This window comes from Micromonospora sp. NBC_00389 (assembly GCF_036059255.1).
Classification (GTDB): domain Bacteria; phylum Actinomycetota; class Actinomycetes; order Mycobacteriales; family Micromonosporaceae; genus Micromonospora.
The window spans coordinates 6,195,699-6,212,719 of sequence record NZ_CP107947.1; the positions used below are offsets into that span (position 1 = coordinate 6,195,699).

A 17,021-nucleotide genomic window follows, 5' to 3' on the forward strand; every position below is an offset into this window, starting at 1 on the left:
TTCGTCACGCGGTGCCGCCGGGGCGGCGGGGAGGGATACGGCGGGTACGGCTGCGGCGGGCGGCGGCGCGCAGGGCGGCCCGGGCCAGCTCCGGCCGGTCGGCGGCACCGTCGAGGCTGGCGGCGAGCGCCCGGACGGTGGGGTGGCGGAACAGGTCGAGCATCTTGATGGACCGGCCGGTGGCGGCGATCAGCCGGGCGTGCACGGCGGCGAGCGCGAGGGAGTGCCCGCCGATGTCGAAGAAGTTGTCGGTCACCCCGACCCGGTCGCGCTCCAACACCTCCCGCCAGATCCCGGCGATCAGCTCCTCGGTCTCGGTGAGCCCGTCCGGGCCAGCGGGCATCAGGGCCGGCGGAGGGCCGGCCGCGTCGCCACCGGCGACGGTCATCGCGCCGAGCTGCGGCACCCGCACGGTGGGTCGGGGCAGCGCGGCGGCCACCTCGCGTGCCGGCGTGTCCGGTGCGGCGGCCAGCGCGCCCACCAGCTCGGCCAGGTCGGCGAGCAGGTCGTCGATGCGGGCGGGGTCGAACAGGTCCGGGTTGTAGACCACCTCGACGCCGGTACGGCCGCCTGTCTGCACCACGTAGACGGTGATGTCGAACGGTGAGCCCGGTTTGGGCACCGGCACCGGCTCGGCGGTCAGCCCGGTCAGCGTCAACCGGGGCGGCGCGAAGTTGAGCACGTTGAACAGCACCTGCACCAGCGGCGCGCGGGCGGTGTCCCGGCCGACGCCGAGGGCCTCGACGATGCGTTCCAGCGGCGCCCCGGGGTGGGCGGTGGCCTCGTGCAGCTCCCCGGCACACCGGTCGACCAGCTCGGCGAAGCTCGCCCCGCCGGTGCGGACCCGCACCGGCACCGTGTCGATGAAGAAGCCGATCACGTCGTCGAAGGCGGCCAGCCGCCGGTCGGCGACGATCGCGCCGAGCACGTGGTCGTCGCCGCCGGTGAGCCGCGCGATCAGCTCACCGAAGGCGGCCAGCAGCACCGCGGCGACCGTGGTGCCACGCCGCTCGGCCAGCTCGCGGACCGCGCGGTCGGTGTCGGCGGACAGCCGGACGGCCGCCTCCACCCCGGCGTAGGTCTGCACGGCCGGTCGGGGCCGGTCCCGGGGCAGGTCCAGGACCGTCGGTACGCCGTCCAGGTGCGCGGTCCACCAGGCCAGGTCGGTCGCGCCGCGCAGCCGGTCCCGCTCGGCCCGCCACACCGCGTAGTCGGCGTACCGGGCGGGCAGCTCCGGCAGCGCCGGCGGCTGGCCGGCCACCGCCTGGGCGTACCCGGCGGCCAGGTCGTCGTAGCAGACCCGCTCGGACCAGCCGTCGAAGACGGCGTGGTGCCAGGTGGCGGCCAGCACGTGCTCGGCCGGGCCGAGCCGGTAGACGGTCACCTGCCAGGGCGGCCCGGTGGCCAGGTCGAAGGGGTGCGCGGCGCCGGCGGCGAGCATCCGGGCCAGCTCCGCCTCCGGCTCGGCGCTGCCGGTCAGGTCGACCACCGGCACCGCCACGTCGGTCGGCTCGGCGCAGACCGCGTACGGCACGCCGGCGGTCTGCGGGATCCGCCAGCGCAGCACGTCGTGCCGCTCGGCGACGGCCCGCAGCGCCGCGCTGAGCGCGGCCGTGTCCAGCGGGCCGTGCAGCCGGTGCGCCACCGCGATGTTGTACGGCGCGCTGGACGGCGCGAGCTGGTCGACGAACCAGAGTCGTCGCTGCGGCGGGGAGAGGGTGGGCGGGTTGCCGGTGCTCAGTCCGTCGGCGCCGACCGGCGCGGCGGCCACCCGCTCGGCCAGTCGGCCGAAGGTACGCTGGGTGAACACCTCGCGGGTGTCGAGCTGCCTGCCCAGCTCGGCGCGGAGCGCGGCGACCAGGCGCATTGCCGCGATGGAGTTGCCGCCAGCGGCGAGGAAGTCGGTCGCCGGCTCGGGTGCCGCGCCGAGCAGCCGGGTCCAGATGCCGGCCACCGCCGCCACCATGGACCCACCTGTGGCATCAGGCGTGCGGTCGTCCACAGTCGACGTGGTGCGGGCGGCGGCCAGCGCGCGCAGCGCCGGACGGTCCAGCTTGCCGCTGACCGGGCTGACCGGCAGCGTGGCGTGACGCAACACCCGGGCCGGCAGCATCGCCGTGGTCAGCCGACTGCCGGCGTACGCCCGCAGCCGGCCATCGTCGGGCGCGTCCGCCGGGCTGAGGAACGCGACCAGCTCGACGCCGGCCGGGCCGGGCACCGCCTCGACCGCCACCCCGGTCACCCCGGGCAGGTCGGCCAGCACGGCCTCCACCTCGCCCAGCTCGATGCGCTGCCCCCGGATCTTGACCTGCCGGTCGACCCGGCCGAGGTAGACGATCCGGCCGTCCGGGTCGTGGCGCACCAGGTCGCCGGTGCGGTACAGCCGCTCGCCGGGCAGCCCGGAGAACGGGTCCGGGACGAACCGCTCGGCGGTCAGCGCCGGCTGGCCCAGATAGCCGTCGGCCAGCCCGGGCCCGCCGATCAGCAGCTCACCTGTCTCGCCCGGCGGCACCGGGTCCAGCGCGGCGTCCACCACGTACGCCCGGTGGTTGGGCAGTGGCCGGCCGATCGGCATCGGATCGGTCTCGGTGGCGCTCAACGGGCCGCTGACCGCCAGCACCGTCGTCTCGGTGGGGCCGTAGCCGTTGAGGAAACGGCGGCCGGGTGCCCACCGGGCGACCAGCGCGGCCGGCACCGCCTCGCCGCCGCAGAGCACGGTACGCCAGTCGGGCAGCTCGGCCGGGTCCAGCATGGACAGCACGGTGGGCGTGATGAAGCCCCAGTTGACCTCGTGCGCGGCGATGAACCGGGCCAGCCGGACCGGGTCGGCGCGGTCCTCGGCGCCGAGCAGCTGCACCGAGCCGCCGAGCAGCAGCGGCACGAACAGGTCCATGGTGGCCGCGTCGAAGCCGAGCGAGGCGATGCCGAGGCTGCGTACGTCGGCGTCGGCGCCGGTGAGCGCGACCACGCCGGTGACGAACTCGACCACGTTGCGGTGGCTGGTGAGCACGCCCTTCGGGCGGCCCGTCGAGCCCGAGGTGAACAGCACGTACGCCGGGTCGCCCGGGCGGGCCGGGCAGGGCGTGAGTGGGGCCGGGCCGGGCAGCCCGACCGCCTCGATGCCGGGCGCGTCGCCGAACTCCGCCTCGGCGGCGTCGCCGACCACCAGGGACACGCCCGCGTCGGCGGCGATCCCGCGCAGCCGCCGACGCGGGCCTCCCGGCTCCAGCGGCACGTAGCAGCCGCCGGCCAGCAACACCCCCAGTACGGTGGCGACCAGCTCGGGCCGGCGGGCGCCACACACCCCCACCCGGGTCTGCCGGCCGACGCCCCGGGCACGCAGCGCGGCGGCCACCCCGGCGGCCAGGGACAGCAGCTCGGCGTAGCTGAGCCGGCTGTCCCACTGGCGCACCGCCACTGCGTCCGGTGTGCGGGTGGCCTGTGCGACCACCAGCTCGGCGATCGTCGCGTCCGGCCAGGGCAGCGGCTCGCCCCGTATCGCGCTGATGGACAGGATGTCGGTCACCGGTTCCCCCCGGGGTAGCTGCTCGGATCGGTGATCTGCAGGCGCAGCTCGCTGACGTAGGCGCGGCCCGCCGCGTCGGTCACCCAGCTGTCGGTCGGCGTCGGCAACAGCTCGCTGACCACGAGCGTCACGTCCGGCCCGCTGCGGGCGGCGGCGTCGACCATCGCGCACAGCGACTGGGCGTAGAGCGGGCCGGTCAGGTCGACGTAGCAGGGTTTGACCTCGGTGCCGACCTTCACGAACACCTGCTCGGGCAGGCCGAGCCGACCCCGCCAGCGGCGTACCGCGAGGAACCGCGCCGCCTCCCCGGTCACCCCGGCCAGGCCGCTCTCCTCGACCGTGGTCCGCCAGGTGCGTCGGGCCACGACCAGCCGGTCGATGGTGATCCTGGGCGTGTGCGGTGCCGGGTCGAGCAGCTTGAAGGCGTCCACCAGCAGCGAACCGAGCAGGTTGGCGAAGACCTCCATGAGCGGCCACCGGCTGCCGTCGGGCAGCACCACCGCCAGCCGGTCGCCGTCCGGCACCACCCGCACCTCGGTCGCCGGGACCAACCGGTCGACCTCGCCGCCCCGGGCGGTGTCGATGCCGAGCTGCCGGTCGGCCGGGCTGGTCAGCCCGTACGTGGTGCGGGTGGTGACGCGGGGGAAGCCCTCCGGGTAGAGCACCCGGACCCGGGCGGGGCCGAGGTCGGCGTCCAACCCGGCGCGCAGCGCCGCCGGATCGGGGTGGAACGGCACGAACACCGCGCTGTCGAAGGTGGCGTTGGCCGGGTGCAGCTCGCCGAGCACGAGCAGGAACTCGCCCCGGTTCAGCGCGGCCAGGTCGGTGGCGCTGATCTGCACGTCCGGGCTGTGGATCCGGGCCGACGGCCAGCCGGGCGCGCTCGCCGGGAACACCCGCCGGGCCCGGTCGGCCAGCTCCACGCCGCGCAGCCGCAACTCGGGCTGCCCGGGTGGCAGCGCGGCCAGGTCGAACAGGTCCGCCCAGCGGGCGGTGAAGCCGGCGGTGGTGGCGGCCAGCGGACCGTCCTGGGCCATCAGCAGCCCCTGGGCCAGGGACCAGACGTCGGCCAACCGCACCGGCCCGTCGGCGCGCAGCTCCTCGTACAGCTCGGCGAAGATCCGTTCGCAGGCGGCGCCGATCTCGGCGGTCAGCCAGCGGGCCGCCTGGAGCACCACGGCCAGCGGCGTGGCGAGCGCGGCGAGCACCTCGGCGCCCACGCTGACGGTGAGGTCCCGGGCGCTCTCCTCGTAGGCGACCGTGCGGCCGACGTACATCTGACCGGCCTGCCGGGTGGCGGGTCGTCCGGTGACGGCGGTGAACTCCGCGTTCAGCACGGCCAGCGCGGCACCGAGCCGGTCCGGGTCTCCGGCGCTCGCGGCGACTTCGTCGCAGGCCACGCAGAGCCGTTCGAAGCCGGCGCTCACCTCCGCGCGCAACGCGAGATCGCCGATCGCGGCCAGCCTTTCGCGCAGCACCTGCTCGGCCCGGGGGCTGATCGGCAGGCCGGCGTCCCAGGTCAGCAGGCCACGCTCGACCAGCCGGTCGAGCAGCAGGAAGCCGTCGGCATCGGTGCGCAGCCCGGCGTCGCCGTCCGCGCGGACCCGTTCGACCAGGCGTACGGCCGGGGTGCGCCCGTCGCAGGAGACCAGCAACCGTGCGTCGAGGGCGGACAGCTCGACCGGCGGGTGCAGCGGCCGGTGCAGCCACCGACCCGTCACGCTCAGGTGCGGCGGCAGCGCTGGCGCCCACCAGCGGCGCACGGCCGGGTCGTCGGCGAGCCGGTCGGCGTACGCGATCAGCGCCCACGCCTCGAAGTGGACCTCGCGCCGGGACACCAGCCGCGGTCCCGGCCACAGCCGGGTCGCCGGGTCGGCGGGGTCGAACGTGCCCCAGCAGACCGGGCCGAAGAACCCGATCGTCTCGGCCTTTCCGCAGTAGCGCTGCCAGTAGCGCAGCAGGCTCAGCTCGCGCTTGCGCCGCCGGACGTTGCGCACCATCGGGTCGGTCCGCAGCAGCCCGTCCAGGGCGATCAGCATCTCCGGGTTCTGCCAGGTGACCGCCTCACGCAGCAGCGGGTCGGCGGCGATCCGGCCGGCGGCCGCCGAGGAGTCGGCCAGCGCCACGGCGAACGCCTTGTCGAACATCTCGGCGGCACCGCTGCCGGCACTCGCCCGCCCGTCGGCGGTCTCCTCGGCGGCCAGCAGCGCATCGGCGGCACCGGCGGCGTCCGGGGCGGCGAAGGCGGCCAGCCCGTCGGCCGGGAAGCCGGCGGTGCGCAGCACCACGTGGCGCCACACCGACCAACCCGTGTCGCCCAGGGGCAGCAGGTGGTTCATCGGGCCGACTCCGACTCGTCGGTGTCCACGATGTGCAGCCGCAACTCGCTGAAGTAGCGCCGGCCGGCCGCGTCGGGCACCCAGGCGTCCTGCGCGGTGGGCAGCATCTCGCTGACCACCAGGGTCGTGTCGTCGCCGCCGTCCCGGTCGGCCGCCCGGACCATCGCGCAGAACATGTTGGCGAAGGCGGGGCTGCTCAGGTCGACGAAGCACGGCTTGGTCTCGGTGCCGAGCTTGATGTACACCTGCTCCGGCAGGCCCAGCCGACGCCGCCAGTCCCGCACGGCCAGGAAGCGGGCCTGCTCCCCCGTCACCGCGCCGAGCCCACTCGCGCCGACGGTGGTCCGCCAGGTCTGCCGGGCCACCACCAGACGATCCAGCGTGATCCGCGGGGTGTACGGCGCGGCGGCGACGAGCTTGAACCCGTCCACGGCGTGCGTGCTGAGCAGGCCGGCGCAGACCTCGGTCAGCGGCCAGCGCTGCCCGTCGGCGCCGGTGACCACCAGCCGGCCGTCCTCATCCCGCACGGTCAGCGCCACGGTGGGCAGCACCCGCTCCGGCTCGGCGTTGGGCGCGGGCGCGAACGCCAACTGTCGGTCGGTCGGGCCGATCAGCGCCTCGGCGACCCGGCTGGTGCGCCGCGGCCAGTCGGTGGGAAAGAGCAGCCGGATCCGATCCGGGCCGAGATCAGCCTCCAGCGCGGCGCGCAGCCGCTCGACGTCCGGATGCGCGGCGGTGAAGACGTGACAGTCGAACGACGACCAGGCGGCGTGCATCTCGCCGAGCACGACGGTGTAGTCACCGCGGGCCAGCGCGTCCGCGTCCGCCGCACAGATCTGCAGGTCGGGGCTGTGCAGCCGGGCGTTGGACCAGCCCGGCCGGACGGTCGGGAAGACCTCGTCGACCCGGGCGGCGAGGTCCGCCACGTCCAGCCGCACGTCGGTGCTGCCCGGTGGCAGGTCGGCCAGCCCGAACAGCCCGGCCCAGCGGGCGGCGAACTCGCTGGCCACCGCGTCGACCGGGCGCGGCCCGCTGCCCCAGAAGAGGCCCTGCACCAGGAACCACAGGTCGGACAGGGCCACCGGGGCCTCGCCGGCCTCGGCGCGCAGCTCGTCGTACAGCTCCCGGAACACCGCCCCGTACGCCTCGTCCAGCGCACCGGCCAGCCAGCGGGCGGCCCGCAGCAGCACGGCCAGCGGCGCGGCGATGTCGTCCAGCAGTGGCGCGCCGAAGACCACGTCCAGGTCCCGGCTGGTGTCCTCGTAGCAGAGCGTCCGGCCGGCGTACATCTGCCCGGCCCGGCGCTGCGCCGGCTGCCCGGTGAGGTCGGTGAACGTCTCGTCGAGCGCGTCCAGGGCGGCGCGCAGCCGGTCCGGGTCGCCGGCCGCGACGGCGACCGCGTCCCGCGCGGCGCACAGCCGGTCGAAGCCGGCCTGGGCGGCGGCCCGGGCCGGGGCGTCGCCAACCTCCGTGATCCGCTGCCGCAGCACCTCCTCGGCGGTGGGGCTCACCGGCAGGGCGGCGTCCCAGGTGGCCAGCTCCCGCTCCACCAACCGGTCGAGCAGCGCGTACCCGTCCTCCGGTCGGCGCACCCCGATGGCCGGGTCGGTGACCAGGTCGCGCGCCGGGCGTCGGCCGTCGGCGGCGGCGAGCAGCGCCGCCTCGACCGGGGTCAGCGGTACGGGCGGCCGGCCCGGACGGCGCACCTCCCGGCCGGCGAGGCTCAGCTGCGGGGCCAGCCGTGGCGCCCACCAGCGGCGAACCGCGAGGTCGCCACCGATCCGCCGCGCGTACTCGGTCAGCGCCCAGGACTCGAACCACACCCAGCGGCGGCGGGTCAGTGCCGCGCCCGCGCGCACCTCGGCGGCGACCGGCAACTCCGGGTCGACGGTGACCCAGCAGCTCGGGCCGAAGAACCCGACGGTCTCGTTCTTGCCGCAGTAGCGCTGCCAGTACTTCAGCAGGGCGCGTTCCCGGTCCCGCCGGCGGACGTTGCGGGGCGCGTCCGGGCCGCTCCGGACCAACCCGTCCAGGGCGACCAGCGCGCCCCGGTTCTGCCAGGTGACCGCCTCGCGCAGCAGCGGGTCGGCAGCCAGCTCGGTGATCCGCCGTCCGGTGGTGGACACCGCCTCGGCGAACTCCTTGTCGAACAGTTCGGCGCCGACGCCGGTGGCCAGCAGCTCGTCCGCAGCGGTGGCGGCATGCGGGGCGGCCAACAGGGTCAGCCCGTCGGCCGGAAAGCCGGTGCTGCGCAGGATGGCGTCACGCCACACCGACCAGCCGGTGTCACCGAGCGGCACCCGGTGCCCGTCAGCCGTGCCGCTGGCGGCGGCGAGCGTCCCGACCCGGCCCCGGTCGCCACCGACGGTGGCCCGGTCGGCTGCTCGGTCGGCGGTGAGCGCGGCGGCGGTCAGGTCGGCGCGGATCGCGGTGGCCAGCTCGGGCAGCGCGTCGTGGAGGAAGAAGTGCCCGCCGTCCAGCTCGCGCAGGGTGAATTCGGCGGTGGTGTGCTCCCGCCAGGCGGCGCTCTGCTCGCGGGTCACCGCCCGGTCGTTGCGACCGCTGAACGCGACGATCGGCACCGGCAGCGGCTCCTCGGGCTGGTACCGGTAGCCGTCCACCCGTTCGAAGTCGGCGCGCAGCAGCGGCAGGAGCAACTCGACCAGCTCGGGATGCTTCAGCACCCCGGCCGGCAACCCGCCGCCGGCCCGCAGCCGGCGCAGCAGCTCCTCATCGTCCACCCGGGACAGCCCGTCGAAGGCGCTGGGCTCGGTGACGTGTGGCGCGCGGGCGCCGCCGACGTAGAGCCGCAGCGGCAACGGGAGCCCGGCGCGGCGCAGCTCGCGGACCACCTCGAAGCCGAGCCGACCGCCCATCGAGTGGCCGTAGAGGGCGTACGGGCCCGCGGCCCGCCCGGCGATGGCGGTCGCCACGTCGACCACCCGGAAGCGGGGGTCCTCGCTGATCCGGTTCTCCCGACCGGGTAGCTGCACCGGCAGCACCTCGATGTCGGGGCCGAACCGGTCCGGGAATGCGCGGAACGCGCTGGCGCCGGCGCCAGCGTAGGGCAGGCAGAACAACTGCACCGGCGCCGGATCGCGGCTGCCGGCGGAGAGGAACCAGTTCACCGCACACCTTTCTGAGGGGGGTCGATCCAGTACCGCTGCCGCTGGAAGGGGTAGGTGGGCAGCGAGGTGCGTCGGATGCCGCCGGCCGGGTGCAGGGCCGTCCAGTCGAGGTCCCGGCCGGCCACCCAGTCGGCGGCGAGCTCGCGCAGCGCACCGGCCGGTCCGGCCACCCGGGCGTCGGTGCTCAGCAGCTCGTCCAGCGCGGCGACCGCCGCGGCCGGGTCGGTGGCGATCACGGCGGCTCGGCAGCCGAACTCGCGCCGGCCCAACGCCAGCGTCGCGGCGACCTCGGCCAGGGTGGGGGCGGTGCCGGCCAGGTGCCGCCGCAGCCGGGTCAGCGCCGCGCGCAACGCCACCGGGGTACGCGCCGAGACCGGCAGCAGCTGCGCGCCGGCCGACCCGGCGTCGACCGGCTCGACCGGGGGCGGTTGCTCCACCACGACGTGCGCATTGGTGCCGCCCAGGCCGAACGAGCTGACCCCGGCGACCCGGCGCGGCGCGTCCGGCCAATCGCGCACCTTGGTCGGTACGTAGAACGGGCCGGCGGCCAGGTCGATCTCCGGGTGCGGGCGGGTGAAGTGCAGGCTCGGCGGGATGACGCCGTGCTGCACGGCGAGCACCGTCTTGATCAGCCCGGCGATGCCGGCGGCGGCGTCGAGGTGGCCGATGGTGGTCTTCACCGAGCCGAGCGCGCAGGTCTCGGCGGGCGCGGCGCCCTGGTACACCTCGTGCAACGCGGCCACCTCGATGGCGTCGCCGAGCGGGGTGCCGCTGCCGTGCGCCTCGATGAAGCGGACCTCGCCGGGTGCGACCTCGGCGGCGGCGAGCGCGCCGGCCACCGCGGCGGCCTGCCCGGCCGGCCCGGGGACGGCGTAGCCGGCCCGGTCGGCGCCGTCGTTGGTGACCGCCCAGCCGGGCAGGATCGCGAGGACCCGGTCACCGTCGGCCTGCGCGTCGGCGAGCCGGCGCAACGCCACCACTCCGACACCGGAGCCGAAGCCGGCGCCCTGGGCGGCCTCGTCGAAGGCCCGGCAGCGGCCGTCCGGTGAGGCCAGGCCGCCGGGGGTGTGCCGGTGCCGGGGCCAGGTCACGCTCACACCGCCGGCCAGGGCGATGTCGCACTGGTAGTCGGCCAGGCTCTGCGCGGCGAGGCACACCGCGGCCAGCGAGCTGGAGCAGGCGCTCTGCACCGCCACCGCCGGCCCGGTCAGACCCAGCCGGTACGCGACCTGGCCGGGCAGGTGGTCGGTGAGCTGCCGGCCGACCAGCCGGGCCTCCCAGTCGTCCGGGTCGACGTCGCCGACCACGGCCGGGTTGTCCATGAGGTGGAACAGGAAGTAGCGGTTGACGGAGGTGGCGCCGTACACGCCGACCAGGCCGGGGAACCGGGCCGGATCGTGCCCGGCATCCTCCAGCGCCTCCCACGCGGTCTCCAGGAACAGCCGGTGCTGCGGGTCGGTACGGGCGGCCTCCCGCTCGCCGAAGGCGAAGAACTCCGCGTCGAAGTCGGCGACCCCGTCGAGCCGGCCGGTGGCCTTGACGTGCCGGGGGTCGGCGCGCAGCCCCGGGCCGACGCCCAGCGCGGCCAACTCCTCGTCGCTGTGATCGTGAATGGCATCCATGCCGGCGCACAGGTTCCACCAGAAGGTGGCCGCGTCCGGCGCGCCGGGGAACCGGCCGGCGAGACCGACCACCGCGATCTCGTCACCGGTGTACTCACGCACACCGACCGGCACGGCGGACGGGCCGGCGGCGCTCGGCGGCGCGGCGGGCGGGGCCTGGGCCGTGACAACCGCCGGTGCCGGCAGGGTGGCCGGGGTCGGCAGGGTGGCCGGGGTCGGCATGCTCGCCGGTGCTGGCGGGTCGACCAGCCGGGCCTGGGCGGCGACCGTCGGGTGGTCGAAGAGCCGCAGCAGGGGCAGCCGGACGCCGAACCGTTCGGCCAGCCGCTGCTGCACCTGGCCCAGCAACAGGGACTGCCCGCCGACGTCGAAGAAGCTGTCGGTGCGGCCGACCGCGTCCCGGTCGAGCACGGCGCACCAGATGTCGTGCACGATCCGCTCGGTGGGGGTGGCCGGTAGGTCCCCGGCGCGCACGGCCCGGCCCGGGTCCGGCAGTGCCCGCTCGTCGACCTTCCCGCTGACGGTCAGAGGGAACTCCGCGACCGGCACGACGGCGCGGGGCAGCGCGTACTCGGGTAGTTGCCGGGCCAGGGCGGCCCGTAGCGCCGCCGGGTCGACCGGTGTCCCGGCCGGACGGACGTACGCCAGCAGTTCGCCGTCGCGCGCGATGGCCCGCACCTCGGCGATGCCCGGCTCGGCGGCGAGCACCGCCTCGATCTCGGTCAGTTCGACCCGGAACCCACGCACCTTGACCTGCCGGTCGAGCCGGCCGAGACAGCGCAGCTCGCCGGTGGGCAGCAGCTCACCCAGGTCGCCCGTGCGGTACACCGGCACACCGTCGGGGTCGTGGCCGAACCGGTCGCTGTCCTGGTCGAGGTAGCCGGGTGCGAGGTGTCCACTGCGCACCACGATCTCGCCGTCCGGAGCCAGCCGCAGCGCGTACCCGGGCAGGGCGGTGCCGACCGGCAGCGGACCGGTGGCCGTGCGGTCGACGTCGGCCAGCGGCAGCGCGTACCGGGCGGCGAAGGTGAATTCGGTTGCCCCGTAGCCGTTGACCAGCACGCAGCCCGGTGCGAAGCGGCCCCGGGCGCGGGCGGCGTCGGTGTAGCTGGCCTGTTCGCCGCCGAGCAGCACCACCCGGACCCGGTCCAGCCGCTCGACGCCCGGGGTGTCCAGCAGGTACCGGTAGACGGTCGGGGTGGAGTGGTAGATCGTGACGCCGTGCCGGGCCAGCTGCTCGGCGGCGTACGCCAGGCCGTGCCGGCGCAGGTCGACCGGCACGACGGCGGCACCGGTGAGGAGCGCCGGGTACAGGTCGGGGATGGCGGCGTCGAAGCTGAACGAGGCGAGCAAGCTGAGCCGGTCATCTGGCCGCAGGTCGAGGGTGGCGATCTGGTTGTCCACCACGTGCGTCAGGTTGCGGTGGCTCTGCCCGACCGCCTTGGGTCGCCCGGTGGAGCCGGAGGTGAACAGCACGTACGCGAGCGCGTCCGGGTCCACCGGCACCGGTCGCAGCGGCGCGGCCCGCACGTCGACGGCCGGGACGACCCGCAGGCCGGGCCGGTCGGTGGCGAGGCGCCGGGCCAGTTCGGTGTGCTCGCCACCGCAGAGCAGGACGGTCATCTCGGCACCGTCGAGCAGGTGCCGCAGCCGCTGCTCCGGGAACCCGGGGTCGAGTGGCACGTAGGTGGCCCCTGCGGCGAGCGTGCCGAGGATGGCGGCGATGGTGCCGGCGCCGTGCCCGGTCAGCAGGCCGACCCGGACACCGGGCCGGACACCGGCCGCGGCCAGCAGCTCGGCGTGCCCACCGGCCAGGCCGGCGAGGCCGGCATAGTGGAGCGGGCCGGTGTCGCCGAGCACGGCGGGATGGTCGGGGCAGGCGGCAGCGGCATCGCCGAAGCGATGGATCAGCGTCGAGGTGCCCATCTCAGGAGGCGCACACCGTCGCTCCACAACAGACGGACGCGCAGCAATCGACAGCCAAGATCATGATCCCCCCCAGGACGTCACAATGGAAGGAGCATATGGCTCGATGCATGTCGCGAAAGATCATCGACTAGAGTCGACCCGAAGGGGCTATCGACGGCTCCGACGAGGGTCGGCGAATATCGTCCGATCATCCCCCTGGCGCGGCGCGCAATTTTCGCCTAAAGCGTCAACCGGCAACCATTTTTCCGGTTGCATTTCATTTGCGCAGTGGAATTTCCCGGTCAATAGCACCTCGTCCGAATAGCGACATCAAAACGTTCAATCCCCGACAGATGGCGGCGCAACGGGCGCGACTCCGCCGTCCGGATCGCGCGGCAACCCCGCCACCATCTCCCGGAACTCCCGCACCGTGACCGCCTCGCGCAGCGTCGCGAACACCGCACCCGCGCCGGCCCGGGCGGTCGCCTCGTCGACCCCGGCCCGCTCCCCCACCAGACGCAGAAACTCCGCCGGTCCGGCGGCCACCGGCGGCCCGGCCGCGGCTCGATCCGTTCCGCCCACATAGCCGTTCAGCTCGTCCGGGAGCTGTCCGGCCAGGTCGGCCGTCGGACAGCCGGTCACCCGTTCGGCCATCGTCTGGAGCACGGCACGAGCCACCACGGCGGCCTGCTCGGTCGGCAGCCCGGAGCGCCGGGACACTGCGTCGATGAAGCGGGGGAACCGCACGCCGCCCTCCTGTCCGCCACGGGACCCGCGCTTACCCGGGCGCGGTCGCGGCAAACGGCGACGCGGTCAGCGCAGCAGGCCCACGGCCCGCAGGTGGTCGAAGATGAGGTGGTCGACCGGCGAGGTGCGGTGCCGGTCGGCGTACCCGAGCCAGGCCGTCTCGGCAATCTCGTTGGCCGGCCGCAACTGCCCCTCGTATCCCGCCCGATAGCAGATCATCCGCACGGTGGTGCCGGCCGCGTGGCCGTGTGCCTGGGCGCTGAACGTGCCCAGGTGCGCCGCACCGCCCACGTCGACCGTGACGCTCAGCTCCTCCTCGACCTCCCGGCGCAGGGTGTCCAGGTCGGTCTCCCCCGGCTCGCGCTTGCCACCCGGCAGGTACCACACGTCCTTGCCCCGGGACCGGGTGCTCAGCACCAGCCCGTCCTCGATGAGGATCCAGGCCACCTTGTCGATCTCGGACACGCCACCCCTCCCGCCGCTGGGACGGGCACGCTATCACCGGCACCAGCCGGAGCGGGTCACACCGCGTCGGGCGCGGGCTCCTCGGTCAGCAGGTCGAGCAGCAGCGCAGCGGTCCAGCTGAATGCCGGCGAGCCCAGCCCGGCACCGGTGTCCGGATGGAAGTACTCGTGGCAGCCGGCCCCGGCGACCAGCCCGATCATCGACTGGCGCAGCCCGGCGGCCAGCTCGGGATGCCCGTGCGCGAGCAGTCCGCGCCGTACCAGCCACCCGACGTTCAGCCAGCTCGGCCCGCGCCAGTAGCGCAGCGGCTCGAAGTCCGGCGCGGTCCGGTCGTAGCTGGGCAGCGGTCGGTCCATCCGCCGAGCCACCCCGAAACGCGCCGACCGCGCCTCGACGACCAGCGCGTCGGCCTGCCGGGTCGGCAGGTCGGGCAGGATCAGCGGTGCCAGCCCGAGCACGGTACGGGCCGGGATGAGCTGGTCTGTGCGCAGGTCACGGGGGGCGAACGCACCGGTGGCCGGGTCGTACAGCCGGCGCACCACGGCCTCGGTGATCCGCGCGGCGCGGGCCCGGTGTGGCCCCGGGTCGGCGCCGACCAGCGCGGCGATCCGGGCCAGCGCGTGTTCGGCCGCCCCGAACGCCGCGTTGAACAGCGGGCACTCCACCAGGAACGGATGCCCGTCGGCCAGGTCCCGGTCGCGGTAGCCCCGGTCCCGGTAGGCCGCGACGATCGCCAGGTAGCGCGCGTAGTCCAGGTCCGTGGGGCGGTGCGCGGCGTCGGCGTGCGCGGTGTCGTGCCGGCGGTACGCGCGCATCACCGCCGCCTCGGCCGGCACGGCGGCCATCGGCTCGTCCCAGGCCGGGCTGTTGTCCAGACCGGACTCCCACGGGTGCACGATGCACACCAGCCCGTCGCCGGTCAGGTCCCGCCGGTCGGCCAGGTAGCAATGCTGGGCGACCAGCGCGGGATAGAGCCGACGCAGCACGGCCAGGCCGGCCGGATCAGGCGCCCGCCGGTACGCCAGCCAGGCGGCGAGCGCGTGCACCGGCGGCTGGACCAGGCCCGAGGTGTCGACGGCCGGCGCGCCCTCGGCGCTCGCCGAGCGCCACAGCTCCGGCCCCGGGAAGTACGCGCCGACCCGCATCGCCGGGTTGAACACGATGTGCGGCACCCGCCCGTCGGCCCACTGCGCCCGGAACAGGCTCGCCAGCTCACGCCACGCCCGCTCGGGACGGACCTGGGCCAGCCCGACGGCGATGAACGCGGAGTCCCAGCTCCACTGGTGTGGGTAGAGCGTGCGCGACGGCACCGTGTGGTCGTGCTCCCAGTTGGCGTCGAGCGTGGCGACCGCGAGCCGGCGCAGCCCGGCGAGATCGGCCGGACCGCCGGTGCGGGTCGGAACGGCGGTCATGCCGCGGCCCGTCGCGGCAGCGCGTGCCGCAGCACCGTGGCGGCCTGCTGGAGGGCGCGGACCGGGTCGCCACGCAGCCGACACTCCAGCGCCAGCCAGCCCCGGTAGTCCAGCTCCAGCAGGGTCCGCACCAGCGCCGGCCAGTCCAGGTGCCCGGCACCCGGCTGGTACCGGTTGGAGTCGCTGACCTGCACGTGCCCGAGGTACGGCGCGGCGGAACGCAGCGCCCGGGGCATGTCGTCCTCCTCGATGTTCATGTGGAAGGTGTCGGCGACCACCCGGACCGAGGGCAGCCCGACCGCCGCGCAGAGCGCGACCGCCTCGTCGAGCCGGTTGACCATGTGGTCCTCGTACCGGTTGAGGGGTTCCAGGAAGAGGCTGACCCCCTCGGCCCGGGCGTGCTCGCCCAGCTCGCCGAGGGCGTCGACGAGCACCTGCCGGTCGCCGGTCGGCTGACGCGGCGGTTCGAACGGCGGCAGCCGCCGGGAGAACATCCCCCAGGCCGCCGGGGTCATCGCCCCGACGCCACCCAGCTCGGCGATCACCGACAACTGGGAGCGCAGGTTGCGCACCGCGTCGGCGGACCGGGCCGGGTCGAAGTCGCCGATGAAGTGGTCCATCTCGACGCAGACGGTGGGCATCACCACCCCGGCGGCGCGGGCCCGGCGCAGTTCGGGCAGCCGGTGGGCGAACGCGAGGTCGCCGCGCCCGCGCAGCTCGATGCCCTGATAGCCGAGGGCGGTGGCGAGGGCGTACTTCTGGATCAGGTCGGTGCCCGGCAGGAGCTGTTCCTGGCAGGCCAGCGCAATGGTGGTCATGAGAACCTCAACACCACTTGGAGGACGTCACCGGCGCCGCGGTCGAGCAGCGCGAGGGCGTCGGCGACCGCGCTGGCGTCGACGATGTGGCTGACCAGCGGCAACGGGTCGACGCTGCGCTCAGCCACCAGTTCCATGAAGGTCTGCGCCACCCGGTCGCCGGTCCACCGACCGGCCATGCTCGGCGCGGGGGTGGGTCCGGAGACCTGGGCGGCCACCAACTGGATGCGGTTGTGGTGGAACTCCTCGCCGAGGCCGAGCCCGTCGGCCTGGCCCTGGTAGAAACCGGCGGCCACGACGCGGCCGGCGTGTGCGGTGGACCGGATCGCCTCGTGCAGCGCCGGGTACGCCCCGGACAGCTCCAGGCAGACGTCCGCGCCCCGGCCGCCGGTGGCCCGGCGCAGTACGGCGGCGGCGGATTCGGCGCCGGCGTCCACTGCGGACCGGGCACCGTAGCGGGCGGCGTGCTCCAGCCGGTCGGGCATCCGGTCGACCGCCACGACCCGGGCGCCGGAGAGCACCGCGAGCCGGGTGGCGAGCAGCCCGATGACGCCCTGCCCGAAGACACCGACCCAGTCGCCGAGGTGCAGGTCGGCGGCGAGCACGGCGGTCAGCGCGATGGCGCCGGGCCGGGCGAAGACGGCGGCGAGCGGGTCCAGACCGGCGGGCAACGGGTGGACCACCTCGGCGGCCAGTACGGCCTCGGCGCGGTGCCCCCAGATGCCCCACACCAACTGGCCCCGCTGCCGGTCGGTGACCTCCGGGGCCACCTCGACGATCTCGCCGACCTCCTCGTAGCCGAAGCCGATCAGCGGGTAGGGCACCGGGGTCTGCCGGGGCACGAACATCCGGGCGGCGTCGTCCCAGTCCTTGCTGAGCCGTGGATTGCTGCCCCGGTAAAGGGTCAGCTCGGTGCCGGCCGAGATGCCGGAGTAGCAGGTGCGGACCCGAACCTGGCCGGGGCCGAGCTGATCCGGCGGGCAGGGCTCGAGGCTGATCCGTCGAGGCCCGGCGAGAGAGACAACCCAGTTGCCCATGAGTCACATCCCGGTAGCA

The 17,021-nt window shown here is 75.2% G+C and carries 9 protein-coding genes; all 9 read right to left on the bottom strand.

Annotated elements, in window-relative coordinates; translation table 11 throughout:
• Nucleotides 1-4: 4 nt before the first annotated feature.
• Nucleotides 5-3,526 carry an amino acid adenylation domain-containing protein gene (locus OG470_RS29400; RefSeq protein WP_328417465.1) on the bottom strand — a complete coding sequence of 1,174 codons (3,522 nt, stop codon included), beginning with the start codon at nt 3,524-3,526 and terminating at the stop codon, nt 5-7.
• Nucleotides 3,523-5,865, bottom strand: coding sequence for a lantibiotic dehydratase (locus OG470_RS29405; RefSeq protein ID WP_328417467.1), 2,343 nt, complete (start codon nt 5,863-5,865; stop codon nt 3,523-3,525). Before OG470_RS29405 ends, OG470_RS29400 begins: the two co-directional genes overlap by 4 nt.
• Nucleotides 5,862-8,993 (bottom strand): thioesterase domain-containing protein, encoded by a 3,132-nt coding sequence (locus OG470_RS29410; protein ID WP_328417469.1) that lies wholly within the window; start codon nt 8,991-8,993, stop codon nt 5,862-5,864. The genes OG470_RS29405 and OG470_RS29410 overlap by 4 nt, the downstream gene beginning before the upstream one ends.
• On the bottom strand, nt 8,990-12,541 hold the full coding sequence (locus tag OG470_RS29415; RefSeq protein WP_328417471.1) for an AMP-binding protein: 3,552 nt from the start codon (nt 12,539-12,541) through the stop codon (nt 8,990-8,992). Before OG470_RS29415 ends, OG470_RS29410 begins: the two co-directional genes overlap by 4 nt.
• Nucleotides 12,542-12,862: 321 nt before the next feature.
• A complete protein-coding gene (locus tag OG470_RS29420; protein ID WP_328417473.1) occupies nt 12,863-13,270 on the bottom strand; it encodes a DUF2267 domain-containing protein in 408 nt (135 codons plus the stop codon).
• Between the two features lie 66 nt (nt 13,271-13,336).
• Entirely contained in the window at nt 13,337-13,735 is a 399-nt protein-coding gene (locus OG470_RS29425; protein ID WP_328417475.1) for an NUDIX hydrolase, read from the bottom strand.
• A 56-nt stretch (nt 13,736-13,791) separates the two neighbouring features.
• Nucleotides 13,792-15,147, bottom strand: a complete 1,356-nt coding sequence (locus tag OG470_RS29430) for an MGH1-like glycoside hydrolase domain-containing protein (RefSeq protein WP_328417477.1) — start codon at nt 15,145-15,147, stop codon at nt 13,792-13,794.
• The gene (locus OG470_RS29435; protein ID WP_328417479.1) at nt 15,144-15,965 is read right to left on the bottom strand and encodes a sugar phosphate isomerase/epimerase family protein; all 822 of its coding nucleotides are present in this window, start codon (nt 15,963-15,965) and stop codon (nt 15,144-15,146) included. Before OG470_RS29435 ends, OG470_RS29430 begins: the two co-directional genes overlap by 4 nt.
• Nucleotides 15,962-17,002 (bottom strand): zinc-binding dehydrogenase, encoded by a 1,041-nt coding sequence (locus tag OG470_RS29440; RefSeq protein WP_328417481.1) that lies wholly within the window; start codon nt 17,000-17,002, stop codon nt 15,962-15,964. The genes OG470_RS29435 and OG470_RS29440 overlap by 4 nt, the downstream gene beginning before the upstream one ends.
• Between the last annotated feature and the right edge of the window lie 19 nt (nt 17,003-17,021).

Excerpts from the sequence above, each read along its gene's own strand:
- OG470_RS29405 (WP_328417467.1), bottom strand. The coding sequence starts at position 5,865 with ATGAACCACCTGCTGCCCCTGGGCGACACGGGTTGGTCGGTGTGGCGC.
- OG470_RS29440 (WP_328417481.1), bottom strand. The coding sequence starts at position 17,002 with ATGGGCAACTGGGTTGTCTCTCTCGCCGGGCCTCGACGGATCAGCCTC.
- OG470_RS29430 (WP_328417477.1), bottom strand. The coding sequence starts at position 15,147 with ATGACCGCCGTTCCGACCCGCACCGGCGGTCCGGCCGATCTCGCCGGG.
- OG470_RS29435 (WP_328417479.1), bottom strand. The coding sequence starts at position 15,965 with ATGACCACCATTGCGCTGGCCTGCCAGGAACAGCTCCTGCCGGGCACC.
- OG470_RS29415 (WP_328417471.1), bottom strand. The coding sequence starts at position 12,541 with ATGGGCACCTCGACGCTGATCCATCGCTTCGGCGATGCCGCTGCCGCC.